Origin of the sequence: Bradyrhizobium sp. 170 (genome assembly GCF_023101085.1) — a bacterium.
In the GTDB taxonomy this organism is placed as follows: Bacteria; Pseudomonadota; Alphaproteobacteria; order Rhizobiales; family Xanthobacteraceae; genus Bradyrhizobium.
The window spans coordinates 2,341,096-2,363,923 of the sequence record NZ_CP064703.1; the positions used below are offsets into that span (position 1 = coordinate 2,341,096).

At 62.3% G+C, this 22,828-nt stretch carries 16 protein-coding genes and 1 pseudogene; 4 read left to right on the plus strand and 13 right to left on the minus strand.

Translation table 11 applies throughout. The features are described 5' to 3' along the window. The 5 genes and pseudogenes from zwf to IVB05_RS10875 all read right to left on the minus strand — a co-directional run bounded on the left by zwf (window position 1) and on the right by IVB05_RS10875 (window position 6,827). A complete protein-coding gene (gene zwf, locus IVB05_RS10855; RefSeq protein ID WP_247784146.1) occupies window positions 1-1,512 on the minus strand; it encodes a glucose-6-phosphate dehydrogenase in 1,512 nt (503 codons plus the stop codon). A gap of 6 nt (window positions 1,513-1,518) precedes the next feature. Beyond that, window positions 1,519-2,514 carry a phosphogluconate dehydrogenase (NAD(+)-dependent, decarboxylating) gene (gnd, locus tag IVB05_RS10860; RefSeq protein WP_247784147.1) on the minus strand — a complete coding sequence of 332 codons (996 nt, stop codon included), beginning with the start codon at window positions 2,512-2,514 and terminating at the stop codon, window positions 1,519-1,521. A 12-nt stretch (window positions 2,515-2,526) separates the two neighbouring features. Further along, window positions 2,527-5,373, minus strand: coding sequence for a bifunctional transaldolase/phosoglucose isomerase (locus IVB05_RS10865; RefSeq protein ID WP_247784148.1), 2,847 nt, complete (start codon window positions 5,371-5,373; stop codon window positions 2,527-2,529). Between the two features lie 564 nt (window positions 5,374-5,937). Next, a pseudogene (locus IVB05_RS10870) lies at window positions 5,938-6,156 on the minus strand (DsrE family protein); the annotation flags it as partial. A gap of 68 nt (window positions 6,157-6,224) precedes the next feature. Then, window positions 6,225-6,827 (minus strand): hypothetical protein, encoded by a 603-nt coding sequence (locus IVB05_RS10875; protein WP_247784150.1) that lies wholly within the window; start codon window positions 6,825-6,827, stop codon window positions 6,225-6,227. 503 nt (window positions 6,828-7,330) lie between these two features. On the opposite strand from IVB05_RS10875, the gene IVB05_RS10880 reads away from it, so the two are divergent. Genes IVB05_RS10880 through IVB05_RS10890 form a run of 3 tightly spaced genes read left to right on the plus strand, consistent with a single transcriptional unit; the run spans window position 7,331 to window position 12,108 of the window. Next, entirely contained in the window at window positions 7,331-9,274 is a 1,944-nt protein-coding gene (locus tag IVB05_RS10880) for a PrkA family serine protein kinase (RefSeq protein WP_247784151.1), read from the plus strand. Between the two features lie 12 nt (window positions 9,275-9,286). Beyond that, window positions 9,287-10,567 carry a YeaH/YhbH family protein gene (locus IVB05_RS10885; protein ID WP_247784152.1) on the plus strand — a complete coding sequence of 427 codons (1,281 nt, stop codon included), beginning with the start codon at window positions 9,287-9,289 and terminating at the stop codon, window positions 10,565-10,567. Continuing rightward, window positions 10,564-12,108, plus strand: a complete 1,545-nt coding sequence (locus IVB05_RS10890; RefSeq protein ID WP_247784153.1) for a SpoVR family protein — start codon at window positions 10,564-10,566, stop codon at window positions 12,106-12,108. Before IVB05_RS10885 ends, IVB05_RS10890 begins: the two co-directional genes overlap by 4 nt. Before the next feature lie 141 nt (window positions 12,109-12,249). On the opposite strand, the gene IVB05_RS10895 is transcribed toward IVB05_RS10890, so the two are convergent. From IVB05_RS10895 to chrA, 4 genes are all read right to left on the minus strand, one after another. Then, complete coding sequence (locus IVB05_RS10895; RefSeq protein WP_247784154.1) at window positions 12,250-13,305, minus strand: 2-oxoacid:ferredoxin oxidoreductase subunit beta; 1,056 nt, start codon at window positions 13,303-13,305, stop codon at window positions 12,250-12,252. Continuing rightward, complete coding sequence (locus tag IVB05_RS10900; protein WP_247784155.1) at window positions 13,302-15,152, minus strand: 2-oxoacid:acceptor oxidoreductase subunit alpha; 1,851 nt, start codon at window positions 15,150-15,152, stop codon at window positions 13,302-13,304. The genes IVB05_RS10895 and IVB05_RS10900 overlap by 4 nt, the downstream gene beginning before the upstream one ends. After that, complete coding sequence (locus IVB05_RS10905; protein WP_247784156.1) at window positions 15,122-16,921, minus strand: FAD-dependent oxidoreductase; 1,800 nt, start codon at window positions 16,919-16,921, stop codon at window positions 15,122-15,124. Before IVB05_RS10905 ends, IVB05_RS10900 begins: the two co-directional genes overlap by 31 nt. A gap of 305 nt (window positions 16,922-17,226) precedes the next feature. Further along, window positions 17,227-18,438: a chromate efflux transporter gene (gene chrA, locus IVB05_RS10910; protein WP_247784157.1), complete on the minus strand. Its 1,212-nt coding sequence runs from the start codon at window positions 18,436-18,438 to the stop codon at window positions 17,227-17,229. Window positions 18,439-18,552: 114 nt separating this feature from the next. Between chrA and IVB05_RS10915 the strand changes: the two genes are divergently transcribed. After that, on the plus strand, window positions 18,553-19,656 hold the full coding sequence (locus IVB05_RS10915) for an acyltransferase (RefSeq protein ID WP_247784158.1): 1,104 nt from the start codon (window positions 18,553-18,555) through the stop codon (window positions 19,654-19,656). Here the strand turns inward: IVB05_RS10915 and IVB05_RS10920 are convergent. The 4 genes from IVB05_RS10920 to pqqD are packed head-to-tail and all read right to left on the minus strand — an operon-like array spanning window position 19,653 to window position 22,826. Further along, window positions 19,653-20,321, minus strand: coding sequence for a DUF4286 family protein (locus IVB05_RS10920; RefSeq protein WP_247784159.1), 669 nt, complete (start codon window positions 20,319-20,321; stop codon window positions 19,653-19,655). The genes IVB05_RS10915 and IVB05_RS10920 overlap by 4 nt on opposite strands. A 12-nt stretch (window positions 20,322-20,333) precedes the next feature. Continuing rightward, a complete protein-coding gene (gene pip / locus IVB05_RS10925) occupies window positions 20,334-21,320 on the minus strand; it encodes a prolyl aminopeptidase (protein WP_247784160.1) in 987 nt (328 codons plus the stop codon). Then, on the minus strand, window positions 21,310-22,518 hold the full coding sequence (gene pqqE / locus IVB05_RS10930) for a pyrroloquinoline quinone biosynthesis protein PqqE (protein ID WP_247784161.1): 1,209 nt from the start codon (window positions 22,516-22,518) through the stop codon (window positions 21,310-21,312). The genes pip and pqqE overlap by 11 nt, the downstream gene beginning before the upstream one ends. Beyond that, entirely contained in the window at window positions 22,515-22,826 is a 312-nt protein-coding gene (pqqD, locus tag IVB05_RS10935; protein ID WP_247784162.1) for a pyrroloquinoline quinone biosynthesis peptide chaperone PqqD, read from the minus strand. The genes pqqE and pqqD overlap by 4 nt, the downstream gene beginning before the upstream one ends. Window positions 22,827-22,828: the final 2 nt, after the last annotated feature.

The following is a 22,828-nucleotide window of genomic DNA, read 5'->3' on the forward strand; positions in this document are numbered from 1 at the left end:
TCACCCGAGCTTTCGCCAGCTTCGGCCGTCGCGTTCAAGCAAATCGTTGGCTTCCTCCGGTCCTTCGCTGCCCGGTTCGTAAACCTTCAACCCCTTGCCGCCTGCCTTCTTCCAGGCATCGAGGAACGGTTGCACCGCCTGCCAGCCGGCCTCAACGCTGTCGGCGCGCTGAAACAGGATGTTGTCGCCGATCATGCAGTCATAAATCAGCGTCTCGTAGCCAGTGGAAGGTTCGGCCTTGAAGTAGTCCTTGTAGCGGAACTTCATCTCGACGCCGTCGATGTTGATATTCGGCCCCGGCACCTTGGTGTTGAACTGCAGCGCGATGCCTTCGGTCGGCTCGGTCGAGATGATGAGGTAGTTCTGCGACAGCCGGTCCACCGGCGTGTCGCGGAACATCGCGAACGGCGCCTGCTTGAACTTGATGGCGATTTCGGTGCGTTTGACGCCGAGCGCCTTGCCAGTGCGCAAGTAAAAGGGCACGCCGGCCCAGCGCCAGTTGTCGATGGTCAGCTTCAGCGCCGCATAGGTCTCGGTGGTGCTACCGGGCGCGACGTCGGGGGTCTTGCGATAGTCGTCGATTTCGGCATCGCCAACCTTGCCGCCCCGATATTGGCCGCGCACGGAATTTTGCAGCGCCTCTTGTTCGCTCTGCGTCTGGATCGCGGAAAGCACTTCGGCCTTTTCGGAGCGCACCGAATGGGCGTCGAATTTCACCGGCGGCTCCATTGTGACCAGCGACAGCAGCTGGAACAGATGGTTCGGCACCATGTCGCGCAACGCGCCAGTTGCGTCGTAAAAGCTGCCGCGATGCCCGACGCCGAGTTTTTCATCGACGGTGATCTGGATGTGATCGATATGGTTGCGGTTCCAGATCGGCTCGAACATGCCATTGGCGAAGCGCAACACCAGGATGTTCTGCACCGTCTCCTTGCCGAGGTAATGATCGATCCGGTAGATCTGGTGCTCTTCAACCAGTTTGAGCAATTCACTATTGAGCGCTCTTGCCGAAGCGAGGTCGGTGCCGAACGGCTTTTCCACCACCAGCCTCCGCCATGTGCCATTCTCCGCCAGCATGCCGGTGCGGCCGAGTTCGCGGCTGATCGGCAGGAACGCGTTGGGCGGCGTCGCCAGATAGAACAGGCGGTTGCCGCCGGTGTCTCGCGTGGTTTCGAGTTGGTCGAGCTGTTTGCTCATGGCGTCGAACGATTCAGGCTCCTTCGGATCGGCCTCGACACAGGTCACGCATGCCAGGAGGCGTTGGGCGATCGCCTCATCCACCCCCTGGGTCGCGAACTGGCGCAGCCCTTTCATCAGGCTGTCGCGCAACCTGTCGCTCGTCATGCCCTTGCGGGCGACGCCGACCAGGCAGAACCTGTCAGGCAGGAGATCGCTTGCGGCGAGATTATAGAGGGCAGGGACGACCAGTCGGTGTGCGAGATCGCCGGTCACGCCGAAAATGACGAACGAGCAGGGATCGGGTTTCTTCTGTGCTGTCTGACCGACCGCCATGACCGCTCAGGCCTTCGTGCCAGGTTTTTTCGGCGGCTCCTTGTGGCCGCCGAAACCGGCCCGCATCGCCGACAGGATCTTTTCCGCGAAGGTGTGATCCTTGCGTGAACGGAAGCGTGCATAGAGCGCGGCCGTCAGCACTTCCGCCGGCACGGCCTCGTCGATGGCGGCGTTGACGGTCCAGCGTCCCTCGCCGGAATCCTCCACAAAGCCGGAGTAATTCTCCAGCGTCTGGTTTTCCGCGAGCGCGGATGATGTCAGATCGAGCAGCCAGGACGGGATCACGCTGCCGCGCCGCCACACCTCTGCGATATCGGCGATGTTCATGTCGAAGCGGTGCTCCGGCGGCAGCGCGTCGATATTGGCGTTCTTCAGGATATCAAAGCCCTCGGCATAGGCCTGCATCAACCCGTATTCGATACCGTTATGGATCATCTTGACGAAGTGTCCGGCGCCCGACGGACCGGCGTGGATATAGCCCTGCTCGATGCGCGGGTCGCGGCCCTCACGCCCCGGCGTACGTGGGATGTCGCCAACACCTGGAGCCAGTGTCTTGAAGATCGGATCGAGCCGGTCAACCACCGCCTTGTCGCCACCGATCATCATGCAATAGCCGCGCTCGATGCCCCAGACGCCACCGCTGGTGCCGACGTCGAGATAGTGCAGGCCCTTTGCCTTCAGCGCTGCGCCACGGCGAACGTCGTCCTGCCAGAACGTGTTGCCGCCATCGATGATGACGTCGCCGGGCTGCATCAGCTTTGCCAATGCCTCGATGGTCGCCTCGGTGATCTTGCCTGCCGGCAGCATCACCCAGGCGGTGCGCGGCTTGTCGAGTTTGGCCACGAAATCTTCCAGCGTATCGACGCCCGCCGCGCCTTCCGCCGCAAGCGCGGCAACTGCCTTCGCATCCTTGTCGTAGACCACGGCGGTGTGGCCGTTGTTCATCAGCCGGCGGACGATGTTGCCGCCCATCCGGCCGAGCCCGATCATGCCGAGTTGCATATCCTGACTTTCCTAGCTGAGCGCTTCCGCAATCGCGGCATCGAGTGCGGACAGTCCCGATCCGAGATCGCCCTTGAGATGGACCCGCAGCGCGCGCCGCCCACGTTCGGTGAGCACATCGAAATCGCCGCGCGCCTGCGCCGCCTTGATGATGCCGAAGCTCGCCTTCTGGCCGGGCACCGGCAAATCCTCGGCATCGTCGGCCGTGATCTGCAGGAACACGCCGCTGTCGGGGCCACCTTTGTAGGCCTGGCCGGTGGAGTGCAGGAAGCGCGGGCCGAACTCGGCGCAGGTTGCAACGTGATGCGTGTCGCGCACCGCAAGCCGCATCTTCTGCAGCGAGCCGATGGTGCCGGGGTCTCGCGCGATATAGGCGAGCAGGGCGACATAGTCGCCGCTGTCCGAACGCGAAAGATGCGCTCTTATCCACGAACCGAGCGTGCCGTCGGCGCCGGCCTTGCGCAGCTCGGCGGCGTTGTGCGCGTCGGTATAGAGATCGGCCTCGTCGGTCGAAATCACCGGCTTCTCCGCAGGAAGCGCGCCGGTCTTCTCGAACGCAGTCGTCAATTCGCGGGTCTTGATCTTGGCTGCTTCCACATCGGGCTGGTTGAATGGATTGATCCCGAGGATCGCGCCCGCCACGGCGGTCGCCATCTCAAACCGGAAAAACTCCTGGCCGATATGGTCGATCGATTTCATGACGATGCGGGCCACAGGATGCCCGGCCGCTTCGAGCGCTTTGAGCCGGTCGTCATGCGAGGCGTCGTCTTCACCTTCGGTACGGATATCGATGAAGAAGCGGTCGTTGCCGTAAAGCGCGGGATCGCCGAGCGGTTCGCCGTCGATCGGGATCAGGCCCTTGCCGTCCTTCCCCGTGGATTCGGCAATCAGCTGTTCGGCCCAGGCGCCGAAATCGGCGACCTTCTCCGACGAAGTTATTGTCACCTTGTCGCGACCTTCAAGGCCGGCGAGCCCCATCGCCAGTCCGAGCTGCACGCCCGGGTTTTCGTGCGGCGGCACGTCGGCGCCGCACGAGCGCACCATCGCGAGCGCGTGCGTGATCAGGCTGCGAACGTCGATACCGGCGGCAGCCGCCGGCACCAGCCCGAACGGCGACAGCACGGAATAGCGTCCGCCGATTGCGGGATCGCCGCGGAAGATGCGGGCAAAGCCCTGCTTGATAGCGACCTTCTCCAGCGACGAGCCGGGATCGGTGACGGCGATGAAGCGGTGGCCGGCCTTGTCCTTGCCGATGGTTTTCGAGACGCGATCGAAGAAGTAATCCTTCATCACGTTCGGCTCGGTGGTGCCGCCGGATTTGCTGGAGACAATGAACAGCGTATGGGCGAGATCGACCGTGTCCTCTATCGCGCGCACCTGCGCGGGATCGGTGGAATCGAGCACATGCAGCTTCGGAAAACCGGATTTTTTGGCAAATGTTTCCGCCAGCACCTCCGGCCCGAGGCTCGATCCGCCCATGCCGAGCACGACGGCATCGCTGAAATTCTGTCCCTTCACGCGGCAGGAAAAATCCTCGTAGTCGGCGACGTCGGCGGCCGCGGGGCTGTTCAGCCAGCCCAGCCATTTGTTTTCGTCGTCATCGGTCCAGACCGATTGGTCCTTCTGCCACAGGCGGCGGATGGTAGCCGATGCACGCCAGTCCTCGGTGCTCTTCTCCACGGCCTTCCTGATGCCATCGCCGAGCGCGAGCTGCTGCCGGTCGATGCCGCCGCCGAGCGAAGCCGCGCGCTTCTGCGCGACCGCGCCATAGAGCTTGTCGGCGGCATCCGCAAACAGCTTGACGCCGTCCCTGACCAGTTCTTCCGTGATGGCGTCGAGCGAGATGCCGGACTTTTCGAGCTCTTCCAGCACGCGCCTGGCGTCCTCGATATTCTCCTCGAGGCTGTCGCGCAGCTTGCCATGGTCGCGGAATGCATCGAGCGTTGCCGGCGGCACAGTGTTGACGGTGTTGGCGCCGATCAATTCCTCGACATACAGCACATCGCTGTAGTCCTTGTTCTTGGTGCCGGTGGAAGCCCACAGCAAACGCTGTGGCTTTGCGCCCTTGGCCGCGAGCTTCTCCCAACGGGGACCTGCGAACAGCCGCTTGTAGTCCTGATAGGCAAGCTTGGCGTTGGCGACGGCGATCTTGCCCTTCAGCGCGCTCAGCCGCTCCTTCTCGCTGGGGTCATTGGCTTTTGCGATCTTGTCGTCGAGCTGCTTGTCGACCGCGGTATCGATGCGGCTGACGAAGAAGGAGGCGACGCTGGCGACAGGCGCGGGATCGCCGCCATTGGCGACGTATTTTTCCAGGCCGGCGATATAGGCCTCCGCCACCTCGCGATAGACCTCTTGCGAGAACAGCAGCGTGATGTTGATGCTGATGCCTTCGCCGATCAGATGTTCGATCGCGGGTAGGCCCTCCGGCGTGGCCGGCACCTTCACCATCAGGTTCTGCCGCTTGACGTCCTTCCAGAGACGTTCGGCCTCCGCAATGGTCCCCTTGGTATCCATCGCCAGATAGGGCGAGACCTCGAGGCTGACGAAACCGTCGGCGCCGTTCAAGTGGTCGTAAACCGGGCGCAGCACGTCGGCGGCATTCTGGATGTCCTCGATGGCGAGCGCCTCGAACAGGTCGGCGACGGGGCGGTCGCCCGCCTCCAGGGCGTGGCCGATCGCGCCGTCATATTCGTCCGAACTGCCGATCGCCTTTTCGAAGATCGAAGGGTTCGAGGTGACGCCCTTGACACCGTCGGTATCGATCAGCGCCTTGAGGTCGCCCTTGGCGACGAAGCCGCGGGCGAGGAAGTCCAGCCAGATCGCCTGGCCATGGTTTTCGAGTGCTTTGACGGGATTCATGGTGCCTGTTCTGTTCGGTCGGTTTTCTTGGGTTTCCGGCACTTTCGGGGGCAGGGCCGGAAAGTCAACATTTGGTTGGGCATGCAGCCGGATGGAATGGGACGGTCCGGGACGATAACGCCATTGGCACCGGTTCGATCCCGAAAATGGCTGTTCTCACAGCCCTCGATCCCAGCGGGTCGGTCGAACCGGCTTCCGGAATTATGACACCAACGGGCACAAGCACGAAGTCGTGAAGGAGGCCGTGATGCGCCGTCGTTTTTCGCTCCCCACCTGCCTCGTACTCTTGTGTGGCCTGGTCGCGTTTGGCCCGACCACGGCCGAAACCGCCGGCATCGGCGTGCATTTGAGGGTTCATGTGCAAAACATTCCGCGGGCGATTGCAGGGGGACTCAACCCGCATGTCAGCGTGGGAGCGGGCGCGCAGGCGCCGTCGCGACTGAGCCCGAACACGCGAAGTATTCAGCCGGGCGGAGCGGGCGAAACTACGGCAACCAAATCGCCCAAATGAGCGATTGATGTGAAAGGTTCACGTCGAGCGGCAACATCTGAAGGCCTACGACATCAGGGTCGCAGATAAAGGTAGCCCTGCGATTGCAGCTCGGCGATCCGCACCACACCGCCCTGCTCGGCGGCGATGAAGCCCGGCAGCAAATCCTTCGGCGCGACATTCTGGGACTTCATGGTGTTGCCACAGGCGGCGAGTTCGAGACCGGCTTTGGAGAACTGACCGACGCGCTTCGAAACATCGGGGTTGGCGGAGGTCGAATGAAACGCTCGCAATCTTTCCGGCCAAAGTGGTGTAGATCACAGACCTAAGTAGTGGGGCGTACCAACCTATGTAGTATGGCTCATTTGTGCCGGAGTGCCGCAAGCTCCTTGCGATCCGTCACCAACTCGGAGCATTCGTGCAGATCGGCGCGATCAACGCGGAAGATCTTGTCGGCGCCGGCAACCAGATCATTGCTGGCGTCGTCGTCGGGTTTGTTGCGCTCCCGGATCCTGATCCGCTCCAGCCGGATCAGCGCGGATTTGTCGTCCTTCATCGCCACGTCAATGCCGCCGCCTTCGCAATCGACGCCGCAGCCAAGTCGAATTTCGCCGCCGGCGTTTTCGGCGACGATGTGATTGCAGTAGCCGCTGGAATCGAAATTGCCGGCGCGGTGGCGATATTTGAAGCCGAGGCGGAACGGATAATTGACGGTCATGTCTTCCGGCGCGTCCTCGGCTGTCACCAGCAGCTTCATCGCGCTGACTTTCTGCTTCGGATGCTGCGCCAGATGGCTGGCGTCATAACGACGCACGAAGCAGGCATAGGTCTTGTGGCTGAGCGGGCCGCCGAACATCTGAGTATAGAAGGCGGTGGCTTTGGCTTTGTCGACGCCTTCCTGGGCGTGACAGGCATGGGCTCCGATGACGGAGGCAACGGCGGCGACGATGCAGGCGTATTTCATGGCAGACTCGGGTTAAACGCGCGGCATGTTACTTTAGTTGCAGTTGGCGCCGGGTGCGTTCAACACCCCGTCCGCGATGAACGCGTGTTAATCTTGGCCTTATTTGCCGCTGACCGGCCGCCCGAAGGTCACAAAAGGCGCGGTTATCGCGCGTCCGGGCCGTTTCAGAGCTCCGAAGTGCTCCGTTTGGCTGTTCGGGGTTTGCCAGGCGGATGCAGATTCGAGCCGCGCGACCGCTCAGATTCCTTAAAAAATCCCTTACAGCGTGCTCAGTACTTACCCGGTAAAAAATGTTGCAGCACGGCTACAACTCGAGCGAAATGGCACCGTATCTTTACGAGGAGGAGGCCGTTAGCACGAGTATTGCATTGCATTGTGAAGTCGCTCGCGTGTCCAATCTACCTATGTGCTGATTGTGATTCGCGAACGGAAGCTGTGACGCTCCGACACTGGAACCCTAGTGGTGCGTCCGGCATTTACAGGTGACCATGGAGAGACGGATCATGTACAACGATTCTCTGTTCAATGCTTTCGCCCGGTCCTTCGAAGCCAGAAGCCAGACCGACATGTCGATGGCGGAATATCTGGAGTCGTGTCGAAGCGATCCGATGCGATATGCCAATGCAACCGAACGATTGCTAGCAGCGATCGGTGAGCCTCAGATGATTGACACGGCCAAGGACCCTCGCCTTGGCCGTATCTTTTTGAATCGCACGATGCGGCTCTATCCGGCCTTCGCCGGCTTCTACGGCATGGAAGACACGATCGAGCGCATCGTCGGGTTCTTCCGCCACGCGGCGCAGGGCCTCGAAGAGCGCAAGCAGATACTCTATCTGCTTGGGCCTGTCGGTGGCGGCAAATCCTCGCTCGCCGAACGCCTCAAGTCGTTGATGGAAGTCCACCCCATTTACGTGTTGAAGGCCGGCGACGAACTCAGTCCCGTGTTCGAAAGTCCGCTCAGCCTGTTCGATCCGGACGCGCTGGGACCGATGCTCGAGGAGAAGTACGGCATTCCGCGCCGCCGCCTCACCGGACTGATGAGCCCGTGGTGCTACAAGCGCCTCGAAGCCTTCGGTGGCGACATCTCGCAATTCCGCGTCGCCAGGATCCAGCCGTCGCGGCTGCGCCAGATCGCGATCGCCAAGACCGAGCCCGGCGACGAAAATAATCAGGACATCTCCTCGCTCGTCGGCAAGGTCGATATCCGCAAGCTGGAGATCTTCGCCCAGAACGATCCTGATGCCTACAGCTATTCCGGCGGGCTCAATCGCGCCAACCAGGGCATTCTCGAATTCGTCGAAATGTTCAAGGCGCCGATCAAGATGCTGCATCCGCTGCTGACTGCGACGCAGGAGGGTAACTACATCGGCTCCGAAAATATCGGCGCGATTCCCTTCACCGGCATCATTCTCGCGCATTCCAACGAGTCGGAATGGCAAAACTTCAAGGCCAACAAGAACAACGAAGCCTTCATCGACCGTATCTGCGTCATCAAGGTGCCGTACTCCCTGCGTGTCACCGAAGAGCAGAAGATCTACGAAAAGCTGATCCAGGGCTCCGAACTGGCTACCGCGCCCTGCGCCCCGGCCACGCTGGAAACGCTGGCGCGCTTCTCGGTGATGTCGCGGTTGCGCAAGCACGAGAATTCGACCGTGTTCGCCAAGATGCGGATCTACGACGGTGAAAGCCTCAAGGAATCCGATCCGAAGGCGCGCAGCGTTCAGGAATACAGGGATGCCGCCGGCGTCGACGAAGGCATGGACGGCGTTTCGACCCGCTTCGCGTTCAAGGTCCTCGCTGCGACGTTCAATCACGACACCAACGAGGTTGGTGCCGACGCGGTCCATCTGATGTACACGCTGGAGCAGGCGATCCGGCGCGAGCAGCTTCCCGACGAAGTCGAGAAGCGTTACCTTGAGTTCATCAAGGCTGAACTCGCGCCGCGCTATGCCGAATTCATCGGGCACGAGATCCAGAAGGCCTATCTCGAATCCTATTCGGATTACGGCCAGAACCTGTTCGACCGCTATGTCGACTATGCCGACGCCTGGATCGAGGATCAGGATTTCAAGGATCCCGACACCGGACAACTGCTCGATCGCGAACTGCTCAATCAGGAGCTGACCAAGATCGAAAAACCGGCCGGCATCGCCAACCCCAAGGACTTCCGCAACGAGGTCGTCAAGTTCTCGCTGCGGTCGCGGGCCCAGCACGGCGGCAAGAATCCGACATGGACCAGCTACGAGAAGATTCGCGAAGTGATCGAGAAGCGGATATTCTCCCAGGTCGAGGATCTGCTGCCCGTGATTTCCTTCGGCTCGAAGAAGGACGGCGAGACCGAGAAGAAGCATGACGACTTTGTCGCGCGCATGGTCGAGCGCGGCTACACCGAGCGGCAAGTCCGCCGCCTGGTCGAGTGGTACATGCGCGTAAAACAGGCTGGCTGAGGCGGATGAAACGTGGTCATTCATATTGTCGACCGGCGCCTGAATCCGGGTAGCAAGAGTCTCGAGAATCGCCAGCGCTTTCTGCGTCGGGCCAAGGCGCTGGTTCAGGGGGCCGTGAAGAAATCGTCGCAGGACCGGGATATCAAGGATGTCCTGGAAGGCGGCGAGGTCAGCGTGCCGATCGATGGCATGGACGAGCCGCGCTTTCGCCGCGAGGGCGGCACGCGCGACATGGTGCTGCCTGGAAACAAGAAGTTCATCGAGGGCGACATTCTTCCGCGGCCGAACCCGAGCGGTGGCAAGGGGAGGGGTGCGGGCGAGGGCGACAGCGAAGACACGTTCCGCTTCGTTCTCAGCCGCGATGAGTTTGTCGATCTGTTCCTGGACGACCTGGAATTGCCCGATCTCGCCAAGCGAAAGCTGGCCGAGGTCGAAAGCCAGGGCATTCGCCGGGCGGGTTACACAACCTCCGGCTCGCCCGCCAATATTTCGGTGAGCCGAACGGTAAGCCGTGCCCTGGCGCGGCGTGTCGCGCTGCGGCGGCCGAGGCCGGAGGTGCTGGCGACGCTCGAGGCGGAGCTTAAGGATTGCAGCGACGAGGCGCGCCGCGCCGAACTCATAGCCGAGATCGAAGCTCTGAAGGTAAAGATACGCCGCATTCCGTTCATCGATCCGATCGACATCCGCTACCGGCGTTTCGAGACGGTGCCGAAGCCCGTGGCGCAGGCCGTCATGTTTTGCCTGATGGACGTCTCCGGTTCGATGACCGAACATATGAAGGATCTCGCCAAGCGCTTCTATATGCTGCTCTACGTGTTCCTGAAGCGGCGCTATCGCCACGTCGAGATCGTTTTCATCCGGCATACCGACCGGGCCGAAGAGGTCGACGAGCAGACGTTCTTTTTCGGACCGGCTTCCGGCGGCACGCTGGTATCGAGCGCGTTGCAGGCGATGCACGACATCGTGCGGTCGCGGTTCCGGCCGGCGGACTGGAACATCTACGCCGCGCAGGCTTCCGACGGCGACAATTCCTACGCGGACGGCGAGGTCACGAGCCGGCTCCTGACCGACATGATCCTGCCGGTCACCCAGTTCTTTGCCTATCTGGAAGTCGGCCAGGAGAATGGCCTTAGCTACGAAATGCCCAATTCGTCGCTCTGGACCCTTTACGAGAGCCTGCGCGCGAGCGGCGCGCCGCTGTCGATGCGCAAGGTCAACGAGCGCAGCGAGATTTTCCCGGTATTCCACGATCTATTCCAGCGCCGCAGCAAGCAGGAAAGGACCGGGTCATGACCGCGACTGACCAGTTGCTGTTTGAGGGGGCGGACTGGGACTTCCGGACGCTGCAGCGGATCTGCGACGCCTGCGAGCAGGTTGCGCGGGACGAGTTGGGGCTCGATGTCTATCCCAACCAGATCGAGGTCATTACGGCAGAGCAGATGCTGGACGCCTATTCGTCCGTCGGCATGCCGCTGTTCTACAAGCACTGGTCGTTCGGCAAGCATTTTGCCTTTCAGGAGGCATCCTATCGCAAGGGACTGATGGGGCTGGCGTACGAGATCGTCATCAACTCATCGCCGTGCATTTCCTACCTGATGGAAGAAAATACGGCGACGATGCAGACGCTCGTGATCGCGCATGCCGCTTTCGGTCATAATCATTTCTTCAAGAACAACTATCTGTTCAAGCAATGGACCGACGCCGACGGCATTCTCGATTATCTCGAATTCGCCAAGCGCTATGTGGCGCATTGTGAGGAACGCCACGGCCGGCTGGCGGTCGAGCATACGCTCGATGCCGCGCACGCTCTTATGTCGCACGGCATCGATCGCTATCCCGGCAAGAAGAGTCTCGACCTGCGCGCCGAGGAAAAGCGGGCGGGCAGGCGCCGTGCCCACGAGGAGAGCGCCTTCAACGATTTGTGGCGCACCGTTCCGGCCGGCAAAGTGAAGAGCGACGCAATACTGGACGTCGAGCGCCGCCGCCAAATGCTCGGCCTGCCGCAGGAAAACCTGCTGTACTTTCTCGAGAAGACGGCGCCGCGCCTGCGTCCCTGGCAACGCGAGATACTGCGGATCGTGCGGCACATCGCGCAGTATTTCTATCCGCAGAGCCAGACCAAGGTGATGAACGAGGGCACGGCGACCTACGTTCACTACCGCATCATGAACCGGCTGCACCAGCAGGGACGGCTGACGGACGGCAATTTCCTCGAATTCCTGCAGTCGCACACCAACGTCGTGTTCCAGCCCGAGTTCGACGACCCGCGCTATTCCGGCTTCAACCCCTATGCGCTGGGATTTGCGATGATGCAAGACATCGAGCGCATCGTCACCGATCCGGACGCCGAGGACCGCGAGTGGTTTCCGGATATCGCAGGCAAGGGCGATGCGATGGGCGTGTTGCGCGACATCTGGGCCAATTATCGCGATGAAAGCTTCATCAGCCAGTTCATGAGCCCGCGGCTGATGCGGCAATTCCGCCTGTTCCATCTGCATGACGATCCGGAGGAGCGTGCCGGTATCCTGGTCGACGCCATCCACAACGAGCGCGGCTACCGCCGGCTGCGGCGCGAACTGGCGCGGCAGTACGACGTCGGCTTCATCGACCCGAACATCGAAGTCGTTGATGTCGACCTTGCCGGCGATCGCCGCCTGATGTTGCGCCATACCGTGGTGAAGGGTGCCCAGCTCACCGAAGCTGACACCAAGCGCGTGCTGCAGCACCTTGCCGATCTCTGGAGCTACGACGTGTCGCTCGTCGAGGTCGACGCGTCCGGCACTGTCTTGAAGGAGTATGTCGCGAATCCGCGGAACATCGCCGCGGCAGCGTAGCTACCCGCGGCAGCATAGAGCCCGGTTCTGATTGTATCAGAACCGGGCTCTAGATTTTTGTTTTGACGCGTTTTCTTGACGCGAACCGGTGTCCACCCCCGGATCACGTCCGAGGGCATGCTTCGCTCGAAAACGCTGTGGCTACCGCAGGCTGGCGTTGATCTTTTCCAGCGCTGATGTGCCGGGGCACAGATCCTTGGCTTCCAGCGTATTGAGCGGCGTCTCGATCGTGTCGAGATGGGTGTGCAGGTCTTCCGAATCCGGATCGACATAGAGCAGCCCAGTGACCACCTGGCCCTTGGCGGCGTGCTTCTGCAGGAAGGTCATGGCCGCCAGCCGGTCGTTGGCGTCATAGTCGGCGTCGATCTTGCGCAGCGCCAGCCTGGTGCCGTCATGCTGCTCGACCACCTGCACCGTGCCCGGCGCGTAATCGACCGTGATCGGGTCGCGGCCGGTGAGCACGTCGAGGCGATTCACCGCGTCATTATGCTCGCGGACGTAATCAAAGCTCTTGGTCGAGCCGGCGTGGTTGTTGAAGGCGATGCAGGGGCTGATAACGTCGATGAACGACGCGCCCTTGTGCCGGATCGCGGCCGCGATCAGCGGCACCAGCTGGTTCTTGTCGCCGGAGAAGCTGCGCGCCACGAAGCTCGCGCCTAGTTGCAGGGCGATCGCCACCAGATCGATGGCGTTGTCGGTGTTAATCACGCCCTTCTTGGACTTCGAGCCGCGGTCGGCGGTGGCCGAAAACTGGCCCTTGGTCAGCCCGTATACGCCGTTATTCTCGACGATGTAGGTCATGTTGACGCCGCGCCGGATCGAATGCGCGAACTGGCCGAAGCCGATCGAGGCACTGTCGCCGTCGCCGGAAACGCCGAGATAGATCAAATCGCGGTTGGCGAGGTTGGCGCCGGTCAGCACCGACGGCATGCGGCCGTGCACGGAATTGAAGCCGTGCGAATTGCCGAGGAAATAGTCCGGCGTTTTCGACGAGCAGCCGATGCCGGAAATTTTGGCCACCCGATGCGGCTCGATCGAAAGCTCGTAGCAGGCTTCGATGATCGAGGCGGTGATCGAGTCGTGGCCGCAGCCGGCGCACAGCGTCGAGATCTTGCCCTCGTAATCCCGGTGGGTGTAGCCGAGTTCGTTCTTCGGCAGGCCGGGATGGTGGAACTTCGGTTTTGCAATGTAGGTCATGACACGGCCTTGCGGAGAGGGGTCACTTTGAGATGGTCCTGGTGGTCGCCGATGGCGTTGGCGATGAATCGGGCGGTGATCGGCGTGCCGTCATAGTGCAGGATCGGCACCAGCCGGACCGGATCGATGCCGTTCTCGTTGACGATCAACTGGCGCAACTGGGCATCGCGGTTCTGCTCGACCACGTAAACGAAATCATGATCGGCGACGAAGCTCGCCACGCTGGAGTGGAACGGGAAGGCGCGGATGCGCATGCGGTCGAGCTGATGCCCGCGCGCTTCCAACAGCCCGATCGCCTCGTCCATTGCCGGCGCGGTCGAGCCGAAATAGATCACGCCGTACTTGGTCGGCTTGGCGGCATTGGCCTGCAACGGCCGCGGTACCATGTCCTGCGCCGTCTCGAACTTGCGCACCAGCCGCTGCATGTTGTCGGCATAGACCGCGCCTTCTTCCGAGTAGCGCGCGTAGCGGTCGCGCGAGGTGCCTCGGGTGAAGAACGAGCCTTTGGTAGGGTGCGTGCCGGGATAGGTGCGGTAGGGAATGCCGTCGCCGTCGACGTCGAGATAGCGGCCGAAGTCGCGGCCGGGCTCATCGAGCATCGCCGCGGTCATCACCTTGCCGCGGTCATACTGCCGGGCGTCGTCCCACTTCAGCGGACGGCACAGCCGGTGGTTCATGCCGATGTCGAGGTCGAGCATCAGGAAGATCACGGTCTGCAGCCGGTCGGCGAGGTCGAACGACTGCGCCGCGAACTCGAACGCTTCGGCCGGGTCTTCCGGGAACAGCAGGACATGCTTGGTGTCGCCGTGCGAAGCATAGGCGCAGGCGATGATGTCGCATTGCTGGGTGCGCGTCGGCATGCCCGTCGAGGGGCCGGCGCGCTGGATGTTCATGATCACGGCCGGAATTTCGGCGAAGTAGGACAGGCCGATGAATTCGGTCATCAAGGAGATGCCGGGGCCGGATGTCGCGGTAAAGGCGCGTGCGCCGTTCCAGGAGGCGCCGATCACGATGCCGATCGAAGCCAGTTCGTCCTCGCCTTGCACGATCGCGTATTTCGCCTTGCCGGTCTCAGGGTCGTGCCGCAGCTTCTTGCAGTGGCTCGTGAAGGCCTCCGCCACCGACGACGACGGCGTGATCGGATACCAGGCGCAGACGGTGGCGCCGCCATAGACGGCGCCGAGCGCGGCCGCGCTGTTGCCTTCGATGAAGATGCGCTCGCCGACCTTGTCGGACTTCTTCACCCGCAGCCCGACCGGGCATTTCAAATTCTGCAGCGCCCAGTCGCGGCCGAGATGCAGCGCGTGGACGTTCGACGACAAGAGCTTTTCCTTGCCCTTGTACTGCTCGCCGATCAGTTGCTCGACCAGCTTCGGATCCATGTCGAGCAGAGCGCAGAGCGCGCCGAGATAGATGATGTTCTTGAACAGCTGGCGCTGGCGCGGATCGTTATAGGTCGAGTTGGTGATCGCGGTCAGCGGCACGCCGATCACGTTGATGTCGGCGCGGAATTTCGACGTCGGCATCGGCTTGGTCGAATCGTAGAACAGATAGCCGCCGGGCTCGATCGAGGCGACGTCCTTGTCCCAGGTCTGCGGGTTCATCGCCACCATCAGGTCGACGCCGCCGCGGGCGCCGAGATGGCCGTCTTCCGTCACCCGCACCTCGTACCAGGTCGGCAGGCCCTGGATGTTGGAGGGGAAGATGTTGCGTGGGCTGACCGGTACCCCGTGGCGCAGGATCGAGCGCGCGAACAGCTCGTTGGCGCTCGCCGAACCGGAGCCGTTGACGTTGGCGAAACGGACGACGAAGTCGTTTACGCTGCTGATCGGGCTTTGGACTGGCATGTTGTTCCCGCGTAAGTCATATCGATGAGGTATTTCTGCATGTCCCAGGCACCCGTGGGGCAACGCTCGGCGCACAGCCCGCAATGCAGGCAGACGTCCTCGTCCTTGACCATGACGCGCCCGGTCTTCAGCCCTTCGGCGACATAGAGCGCCTGGTCCTGGTGCGGCGAGGGCGCCTTCAATCGCTGCCTGAGATCCTCTTCCTCGCCATTCTCTGTGAAGGTGATGCAATCCATCGGGCAAATGTCGACGCAGGCGTCGCATTCGATGCAGGCGGGCGCCGAGAACACGGTCTGCACGTCGCAGTTCAGGCAGCGCTGCGCCTCGCCGAGCGCGAGCTTGACGTCATAGCCGAGTTCGACCTCGGTCCTGATGTCCTTCAGCGCGATCACCTTGTCGCGATGCGGCACCTTGTAGCGCTTGTCCCCCGAGATATCGTTGTCGTAGCTCCACTCGTGGATGCCCATCTTTTGCGAGGAGACGTGCACTTCCGGCAGCGGGCGCTCGGTGATGTCCTCGCCCGAGATCATCTTGTGGATCGACAGCGCGGCATCATGGCCGTGCGCCACCGCCCAGATGATGTTCTTCGGGCCGAACGCGGCGTCGCCGCCGAAGAACACTTTTGGATTGGTCGATACAAAGGTCTTTGCATCGACCTGCGGCATGTTCCACTTGTCGAACTCGATGCCGCAGTCGCGCTCGATCCAGGGAAACGCATTCTCCTGGCCGACCGCGACCAGCACGTCGTCGCAGGGGATGGTCTGGTCCGGTTCGCCCGAAGGCACCAGGTTGCGACGGCCCTTGGCGTCGTATTCAGCCTTCACCTTCTGGAAGGTGACGCCGATGAGCTTGCCGCTCACATGCTTGAATGCCACCGGCACCATGTAATTGAGGATCGGAATATCCTCGTGCAGGGCATCTTCCTTTTCCCAGGGGCTCGCCTTCATTTCCTCGAAGCCGGAGCGCACGATGACTTTCACGTCGTTGCCGCCGAGCCGGCGCGCGGTGCGGCAGCAATCCATTGCGGTGTTGCCGCCGCCAAGCACGATCACGCGGCGTCCGATCTTCTCGACATGGCCGAACGACACCGACGCCAGCCATTCGATGCCGATATGGATATTGGCGGCGGCTTCCTTGCGGCCGGGGATCTCGAGCTCGCGGCCGCGCGGGGCGCCGGAGCCTATGAAGATCGCGTCGTAATTTTCGCTGAGCAGCTTCTTCAGGCTGTCGATGCGATGCCCGCCCTTGAATTCGACGCCGAGGTTGAGGATGTAATCGGTTTCCTCATCGATGACCGTGTCAGGCAGGCGGAACTTAGGAATCTGGCTCCGCATCATGCCGCCCGCCTTGGGATCGGCATCGAACACGGTGCAGTGATAGCCGAGCGGCGCGAGGTCGCGCGCCACCGTCAGCGAAGCCGGACCGCCGCCGACCAGCGCGATGCGCTTGCCGTTTTTGGCCAGCGGCTTCGGCATGCGGTGCTTGACGTCGTCCTTGAAGTCGGCGGCAACGCGCTTCAGGCGGCAGATCGCAACCGGCGTTTCCTCGACGCGGCCGCGGCGGCAGGCGGGTTCGCATGGACGATCGCAGGTGCGTCCCAGAATTCCGGGAAACACATTCGATTTCCAATTGATCATATAGGCGTCGCTGTAACGCCCCTCGGCAATCAAACGGATGTACTCGGGAACCGGAGTGTGTGCGGGGCAGGCCCATTGGCAATCGACCACTTTGTGAAAGTAGTCTGGCGCCGAGATATCAGTCGGTTTCATTCCTACCTTGTCCGCGCCAGCTAAGGGATCGCGGCCTTATTTTGCCTGCGAACGCTTAACGAGCGTTCTTGTGGTTTTTGAATTGGATCATAGGCTTATCTTATTAGAGCCATTCCAGACGCAGCACACAAGCCAATTTTGCGAGATCACCAGCCTTCAACTGCATGGGAGCCTGGACTTAGCGTCGCAATGTCGATGCGGCAGTGCAGCATGTGCAGTGCAGCTTGGTTGAGCGATTCAACCTGCAAGCGCGATGCGTTCGAGCGCATCGCGGGGGACGAATGTATGCAGGTGAGATGATGTGCTCAGATCAGGCGCAGAATTGCGCCGATCGTCCCCAGCAGGACGACGACGATCCATGGTGCCAGTTTCCAAACCGTCAGCAGCAGGAAGCCCGCGAGCGCCACGGCGAAGTCGCGCGGGGTGAGCACCGCGCTGATCCAGACCGGATTGTAGAGCGCCGCGCCAAGTATGCCGACAACGGCGGCGTTTGTGCCGCGCATGGCGGCCTGCGCGGCGGGACGCATACGTAGCGCGTCCCAATATGGCAGCATGCCGTAGACCAGCAGCAGTCCCGGCAGAGACAACGCGATGAGTGCAATCGCAGCACCGGCCAGACCGTTGGGAACGGGTCCTATGGCGCCGAGATAGGCCGCAAAGGTGAACAGCGGTCCAGGCACGGCTTGCGCCATGCCGTAGCCGGCGAGGAAATCCGCGTTGCTGACCCAGCCCGGCGTCACCACTTCCGCCTGCAACAGCGGCAGCACGACATGCCCGCCGCCGAACACCAGCGCGCCGGAACGGTAAAACGCATCGAACAGCGCAAGCCCTTGTGAGCCGGTCCTTGCCGTCACCAGCGGCGTGATCAGGAACAGGGCCGCGAACAGCACGAGCGTGACCGCGCTGTGCCCGCGCGATACCGAAAAGCCGAGGTGGCCCGCAGGCATAGCCCCATTGCCACGGCACAGCCAGAGCCCTGCCATGGCCCCAAGCGCGATGGCGCCGATCTGCCCAAACGATCCGCCGATGAAAACCACGATCGCAACAGCCGCAAGCGCGATGGCCGCCCGCGCGCGATCCGGCGTCAGGCTGTTTGCCATGCCCCAGATCGCCTGTGCGACCACGGCGACCGCGACCAGCTTCAGGCCGTGGAGAATCCCTTCGGCGACAGGGCCGGTGAAGGCGGTCGCACCGAGCGCGAAGGCAAAGAGAATGAGGGCCGACGGCATGGTGAAGGCGAGCCACGCCGCCAACCCGCCGAGCAGGCCGTTGCCGCGCAGGATGCCGAGGGTGAAGCCGACCTGGCTGGAAGCCGGCCCCGGCAAGAACTGGCAGAGCGCGACGATATCGGCATAGCTGCTTTCGCTGAGCCATTTCCGCCGCTCGACGAACTCCGCCCTGAAGTAACCAAGATGCGCGATCGGCCCGCCGAACGACGTCAGCCCCAGTTTGAGGAAGGCCACGAAAACCTCGGCGGTACTGCCAGCGGGCTTCCGTTCATTCACGGCGTCGGGCATCGATTGCTCTATCCTTTCCAAAGGAAAACGCCCCGGTTTATGGCATCCGGTTAATAGCAGCTTCACCGGTCACGGCTAGCGTCGCGGCATTGCCATTTGTTCCCACGCCCGATCATGCCGTCATCAACCAGTTCAACATCGCGTGTCGAAGCGCTCGATCTGCTACGTCTCGTGGCGGTGCTGGCCGTCGTTCTCTACCATTTCGGCTTCTGGGGCCCGGCCTCGCATGGGGTGCCGCAGGTGGCGCTCCCCTGGCTGATGCCAATCGCCAAATATGGCTTTCTCGGCGTGCCTGCCTTCTTTGTCATCAGCGGTTTTGTGATCGCCTATTCCGCCGAGGGCCGGACGGCGACCGGCTTCGCCATCGCCCGCTTCAGCCGTATCTATCCGACCTTCGTCTTCTGCATGACGCTGACTTGTCTGGCGATCGTGCTTCTGGGACCGCCGCACTTCGACGCCAGCTTCAGGCAGTGGCTCGCCAACCTGTTCATCGCGGCGCCGGCGCTCGGTCAGCCCTACATGGATACGTCCTACTGGTCGCTGGTGATCGAAGTGATGTTCTATGCCTGGGTCGCGGTGTTCATCGCGGCCGGGTTATTCCCGCGCCGGATCGATACCATCATCCTGATCTGGCTCGGCATCACCTTCGCCAATGAGCTGACGCTCGACGCGCCTGTGATTGAGAAGCTGTTTCTCACTGACGATAGCGGCTTCTTCGCCGTTGGCTTGCTGATTTATCAGTTCTATCGCGGCCGCCGCGGCCCGGTACTCTACGGCATGCTCGCGCTGTCGATCGGCACCGCGGTGTTTCAGTCCATCCACAAGACCGTGAAGCTGGCGCCGCATACCGGCGGCGTGTTCGATGCATGGACCGTGGCGGCGATCTGTCTCGCATCGGTCGCCATCATCTTTCTGGCGACGCGAATTCGTCACGTTCCGCTGCCGTCAGCGCTCGTGCTTGCGGCCGGCGGCCTGACCTATCCGCTCTATCTCCTGCATATGCAGTTCGGCTACGTGCTGTTTACCCGTCAGTCGCCCGCCGACGCAGTGCTTTGGGTCGTGGCGATCGTTTTGGCCATGACATGGCTTGCCTGGATCGTGTGGCGCTATGTCGAACGGCCGGCGCAGCGTTGGGTCAGGGATTTCCTGTCGGGCCGTGCCGTCAGGTTCGGATGGCCGCTCAAGCTCCGCGCGACCGTCGGCAGCGGCGGCGTCTAGCCGCCGATATCGCTCTTCGCCAGATCCCACATCAGCCGGTAGATTCCACTCGAGATCGTCAGCGGCTTCAATGCGATGTTACCGCCAAAGCGCAGCATTGCCGCCGGCACCGCGCCAACATCGGTCGCATCGATCAGCACGAACCAGTCGCCGGCGCCGGGATTGGGTGCGGAGGGATCGTCGGTGATCGGCTTCGACAGCGCCGGATCGCTCTCGATCAAATGCAGGGAGATGATTCCGTCGAGCTGTGCTGGATCGAGCTGCTCGCTCAGCGCGGCACGCAATTTATCCTCGCCGCCAGCCGGGGGACGCAACCTGACAATGCCGAGCGCCGCGCCGCGGCCGGTGCCGCGGCTGAGCGTGATGCGCGCAACCGCGCGGATCATGTTCTGGAAGCGGCCGATGTTGGCCTTCGACCACGCCGTCTGGTTCGAAAGCGCGGCGCGATAGGCCGGGCTGTCCAGCACCTCAAACGCTTCGGTGGAGTAGAGGCTGAGATATTTCGGATTACCGTCATGCGCGACATAGCGGCGCGCTTCGAGGAAGCCGTCGATCGCGACGCGCTCTTCGAGATGTTCGCGGTCGTACCAGCGATTGAATTCGGCCTCATCCGCCGCGTCGATGTTCATCGACGTCAGCAGCATGCCTTTTCCGGCCATTGGCATTTTTCTAGATTCCTATTTGCCAGTTCTGGAAGCCATGTCCGCGATCGCCTTCATCACGGCGTCGCGGACGCCGGGATCGTACAGCGTGTGGCCGGCGCCCTCGACAAAACGAATCTCGGCCTCGCGCCATACGGCTGCGAGCGCATGCGAGGTCGCGGGCGGGCACAGCAGGTCGTAGCGGCCCTGCACGATAATGCCGGGGATGCCTTTGAGCTTGCCCGCCTCACGCAGCAACTGGTTGGGCTGCATGAAGCAGTTGTTGGCGAAGTAGTGCGCTTCCATGAACGGCGTGGCCGGCAGGCCCCGCGATGAACCAAGCGCCGCCAGATCGAGGCGTGTGCGGTTCGGCGTGTGTTCGGAAAGAATGCGTTCGGTTTCGCCCCAGGCCCGCGCTGCAGGAATATTCATGTCAGCATTGGGATCGAGGATACGGCGAAAATAGGCTTGGATCGGTTGAGCGCGTTCGTCTTCGGGCAGCACGCTCAAGAAGTCGTCGTAAAGGCCGGGATAGAACCGCGGCAGCGTGTTGAGGAATCCGTTCTCGATTTCCTGGATCGTGCCCAGGAACGTTGCGCGCAGCACGATGCCGGCGACGCGCTCGGGGTGCGCTTCCGCGTACGCCAACGCCAGCGTCGCGCCCCAGGAGCCCCCGACGACCATCCAGCGTTCAAGTGCGAATTTCTCGCGGATCGCTTCCATGTCCGCGATCAGATGCGGCAGCGTATTGGCTTCGCGCCGGCCCTTGGGGCGGCTGCGGCCGGCGCCGCGCTGGTCGAACAGCACCGCGTGGAAGCGCTCGGGATCGAACAGCCGGCGGTGATCAGGCTGGCAGCCGCTGCCGGGCCCGCCATGCAGATAGACCGCGGCAATGCCACCGAGCCGGCCGACGCTTTCGACGTAGATATCGTGATCGTCGCTGACCGCGAATTGCTCCGACGTCAGCGGCGCAAACGGATCGGCGCGTTTGACGGATTTGCCGGCATCGGCGTCAGGCGCCATGCTCGCCTTCTGTCTCCAGCGTACCGCCGGCAAAGTTGCGATAGAGGAAGCGGTCCTGGTGCGCAGCGGCCTCGCGCTCGGCCTGCTTGAAGATCTGCTCATGCATCGGCGACAGCGTGCAGGCAGGATCGGTATTGCCTGCGTCGTCGGTCAGTGCAAAGGCCTGGCAGCGGCAGCCGCCGAAATCGACCTCGCGGAATTCGCAGCTCTTGCACGGCTCGGGCATCCAGCCGGTGCCGCGATAGCGGTTGAAGGCTTCGGAGTTCTGCCAGATCCAGGCGATCGAATGATTGGAGCGCACGGACAAGAATTCGAGCCCGGTGATGCTCTCTGCGGCGTGGCAGGGCAGGACCTTGCCGGCAGGCGAGATGTTGAAGAACTGCCGGCCCCAGCCGCCCATGCATTTCTTCGGCCGCAGCGCGTAATAATCCGGCACCACATAGTCGATGGCGAGAATGCCCTTCAGCCGCGCGGCGGCTTCCTCGACGATCCGGCTGGTCTCCTCGATCTGCTCGAGCGTCGGCATCAGCGCGGCGCGGTTCTTCAGCGCCCAGCCGTAATACTGCACGTTGGCCACTTCCAGCCGGTCGGCGTCGAGATCGACCGCCATCTGGATGATGTCGGAGAGCTGATGCAGGTTCTGGCGGTGCATGACGGCGTTGACCGTTAGCGGCATATCGAGCTCGCGCGTCCATTTCGCGGCTTCGATCTTCTTCTCGTGGGAGTTCTTCAGCCCCGCGACGCGGTCGGCCACGATGGGCTCGTTGCCCTGGAAACTGATCTGCACATGGCAGAGGCCGGCATCGGCCAGCGCCGAAAGTTTTTCCTTGGTCAGCAGCACCGCTGATGTGATGAGGTTGCTGTACAGCCCGACGTCGGTCGCATGCTGCACCAGCTCCACGAGATCCTTGCGCGCGGTCGGTTCGCCGCCGGAGAAATGGATTTGCAGCACGCCGATTTCGGCGAGCTCGCTCAAAACCTTCTTCCATTCCTCGGTCGTCAGTTCGCTGCCGCCACGGTCGAGTTCGATCGGGTTGGAGCAATAGGGGCATTGCAGCGGGCAGCGGTGCGTCAGCTCGGCGAGCACGGCGAGGGGAATGCCGAACGTCTCCGCGGTCGAACGTTGCGATTCCAGAACCGCAAGCCCGTCACTGGGCGCGGCGCCGGCTGTTTTGCCATCGGCGAGAATGTCGCTCATGACGTCTTCTCACGCGCTTCGGTCAGAAAACCCTTGTCGGCAAGATCCTGCAGCATCCCGATGACGTCGGCCAGGATCGCTTCGCGCGGCGCGGCATATTTGACGGCGAGCTGATCGGCCATGTCGCCGACGCTGCGCACGCCGTCGCAGAGCTGCAGCACCTCGACCGCGATCTCGTCTGGCGCCAGCACGCGCTCCGGCGCCAGGATCACCCAGACCTGCCGCGTCTCATCGAATTTCAGCCGGGCGTGCCGCGGCAATTTCGGCCGGCTCGCCTCGCTGACACTGATGTTGCGGCTCGCAGCCATCG

Coding starts and splice junctions, on each gene's coding strand:
- zwf (WP_247784146.1), bottom strand. CDS start 1,512: ATGGCGGTCGGTCAGACAGCACAGAAGAAACCCGATCCCTGCTCGTTC.
- gnd (WP_247784147.1), bottom strand. CDS start 2,514: ATGCAACTCGGCATGATCGGGCTCGGCCGGATGGGCGGCAACATCGTC.
- IVB05_RS10865 (WP_247784148.1), bottom strand. CDS start 5,373: ATGAATCCCGTCAAAGCACTCGAAAACCATGGCCAGGCGATCTGGCTG.
- IVB05_RS10875 (WP_247784150.1), bottom strand. CDS start 6,827: ATGAAATACGCCTGCATCGTCGCCGCCGTTGCCTCCGTCATCGGAGCC.
- IVB05_RS10880 (WP_247784151.1), top strand. CDS start 7,331: ATGTACAACGATTCTCTGTTCAATGCTTTCGCCCGGTCCTTCGAAGCC.
- IVB05_RS10890 (WP_247784153.1), top strand. CDS start 10,564: ATGACCGCGACTGACCAGTTGCTGTTTGAGGGGGCGGACTGGGACTTC.
- IVB05_RS10895 (WP_247784154.1), bottom strand. CDS start 13,305: ATGACCTACATTGCAAAACCGAAGTTCCACCATCCCGGCCTGCCGAAG.
- IVB05_RS10900 (WP_247784155.1), bottom strand. CDS start 15,152: ATGCCAGTCCAAAGCCCGATCAGCAGCGTAAACGACTTCGTCGTCCGT.
- IVB05_RS10905 (WP_247784156.1), bottom strand. CDS start 16,921: ATGAAACCGACTGATATCTCGGCGCCAGACTACTTTCACAAAGTGGTC.
- chrA (WP_247784157.1), bottom strand. CDS start 18,438: ATGCCCGACGCCGTGAATGAACGGAAGCCCGCTGGCAGTACCGCCGAG.
- IVB05_RS10915 (WP_247784158.1), top strand. CDS start 18,553: ATGCCGTCATCAACCAGTTCAACATCGCGTGTCGAAGCGCTCGATCTG.
- IVB05_RS10920 (WP_247784159.1), bottom strand. CDS start 20,321: ATGCCAATGGCCGGAAAAGGCATGCTGCTGACGTCGATGAACATCGAC.
- pip (WP_247784160.1), bottom strand. CDS start 21,320: ATGGCGCCTGACGCCGATGCCGGCAAATCCGTCAAACGCGCCGATCCG.
- pqqE (WP_247784161.1), bottom strand. CDS start 22,518: ATGAGCGACATTCTCGCCGATGGCAAAACAGCCGGCGCCGCGCCCAGT.
- pqqD (WP_247784162.1), bottom strand. CDS start 22,826: ATGGCTGCGAGCCGCAACATCAGTGTCAGCGAGGCGAGCCGGCCGAAA.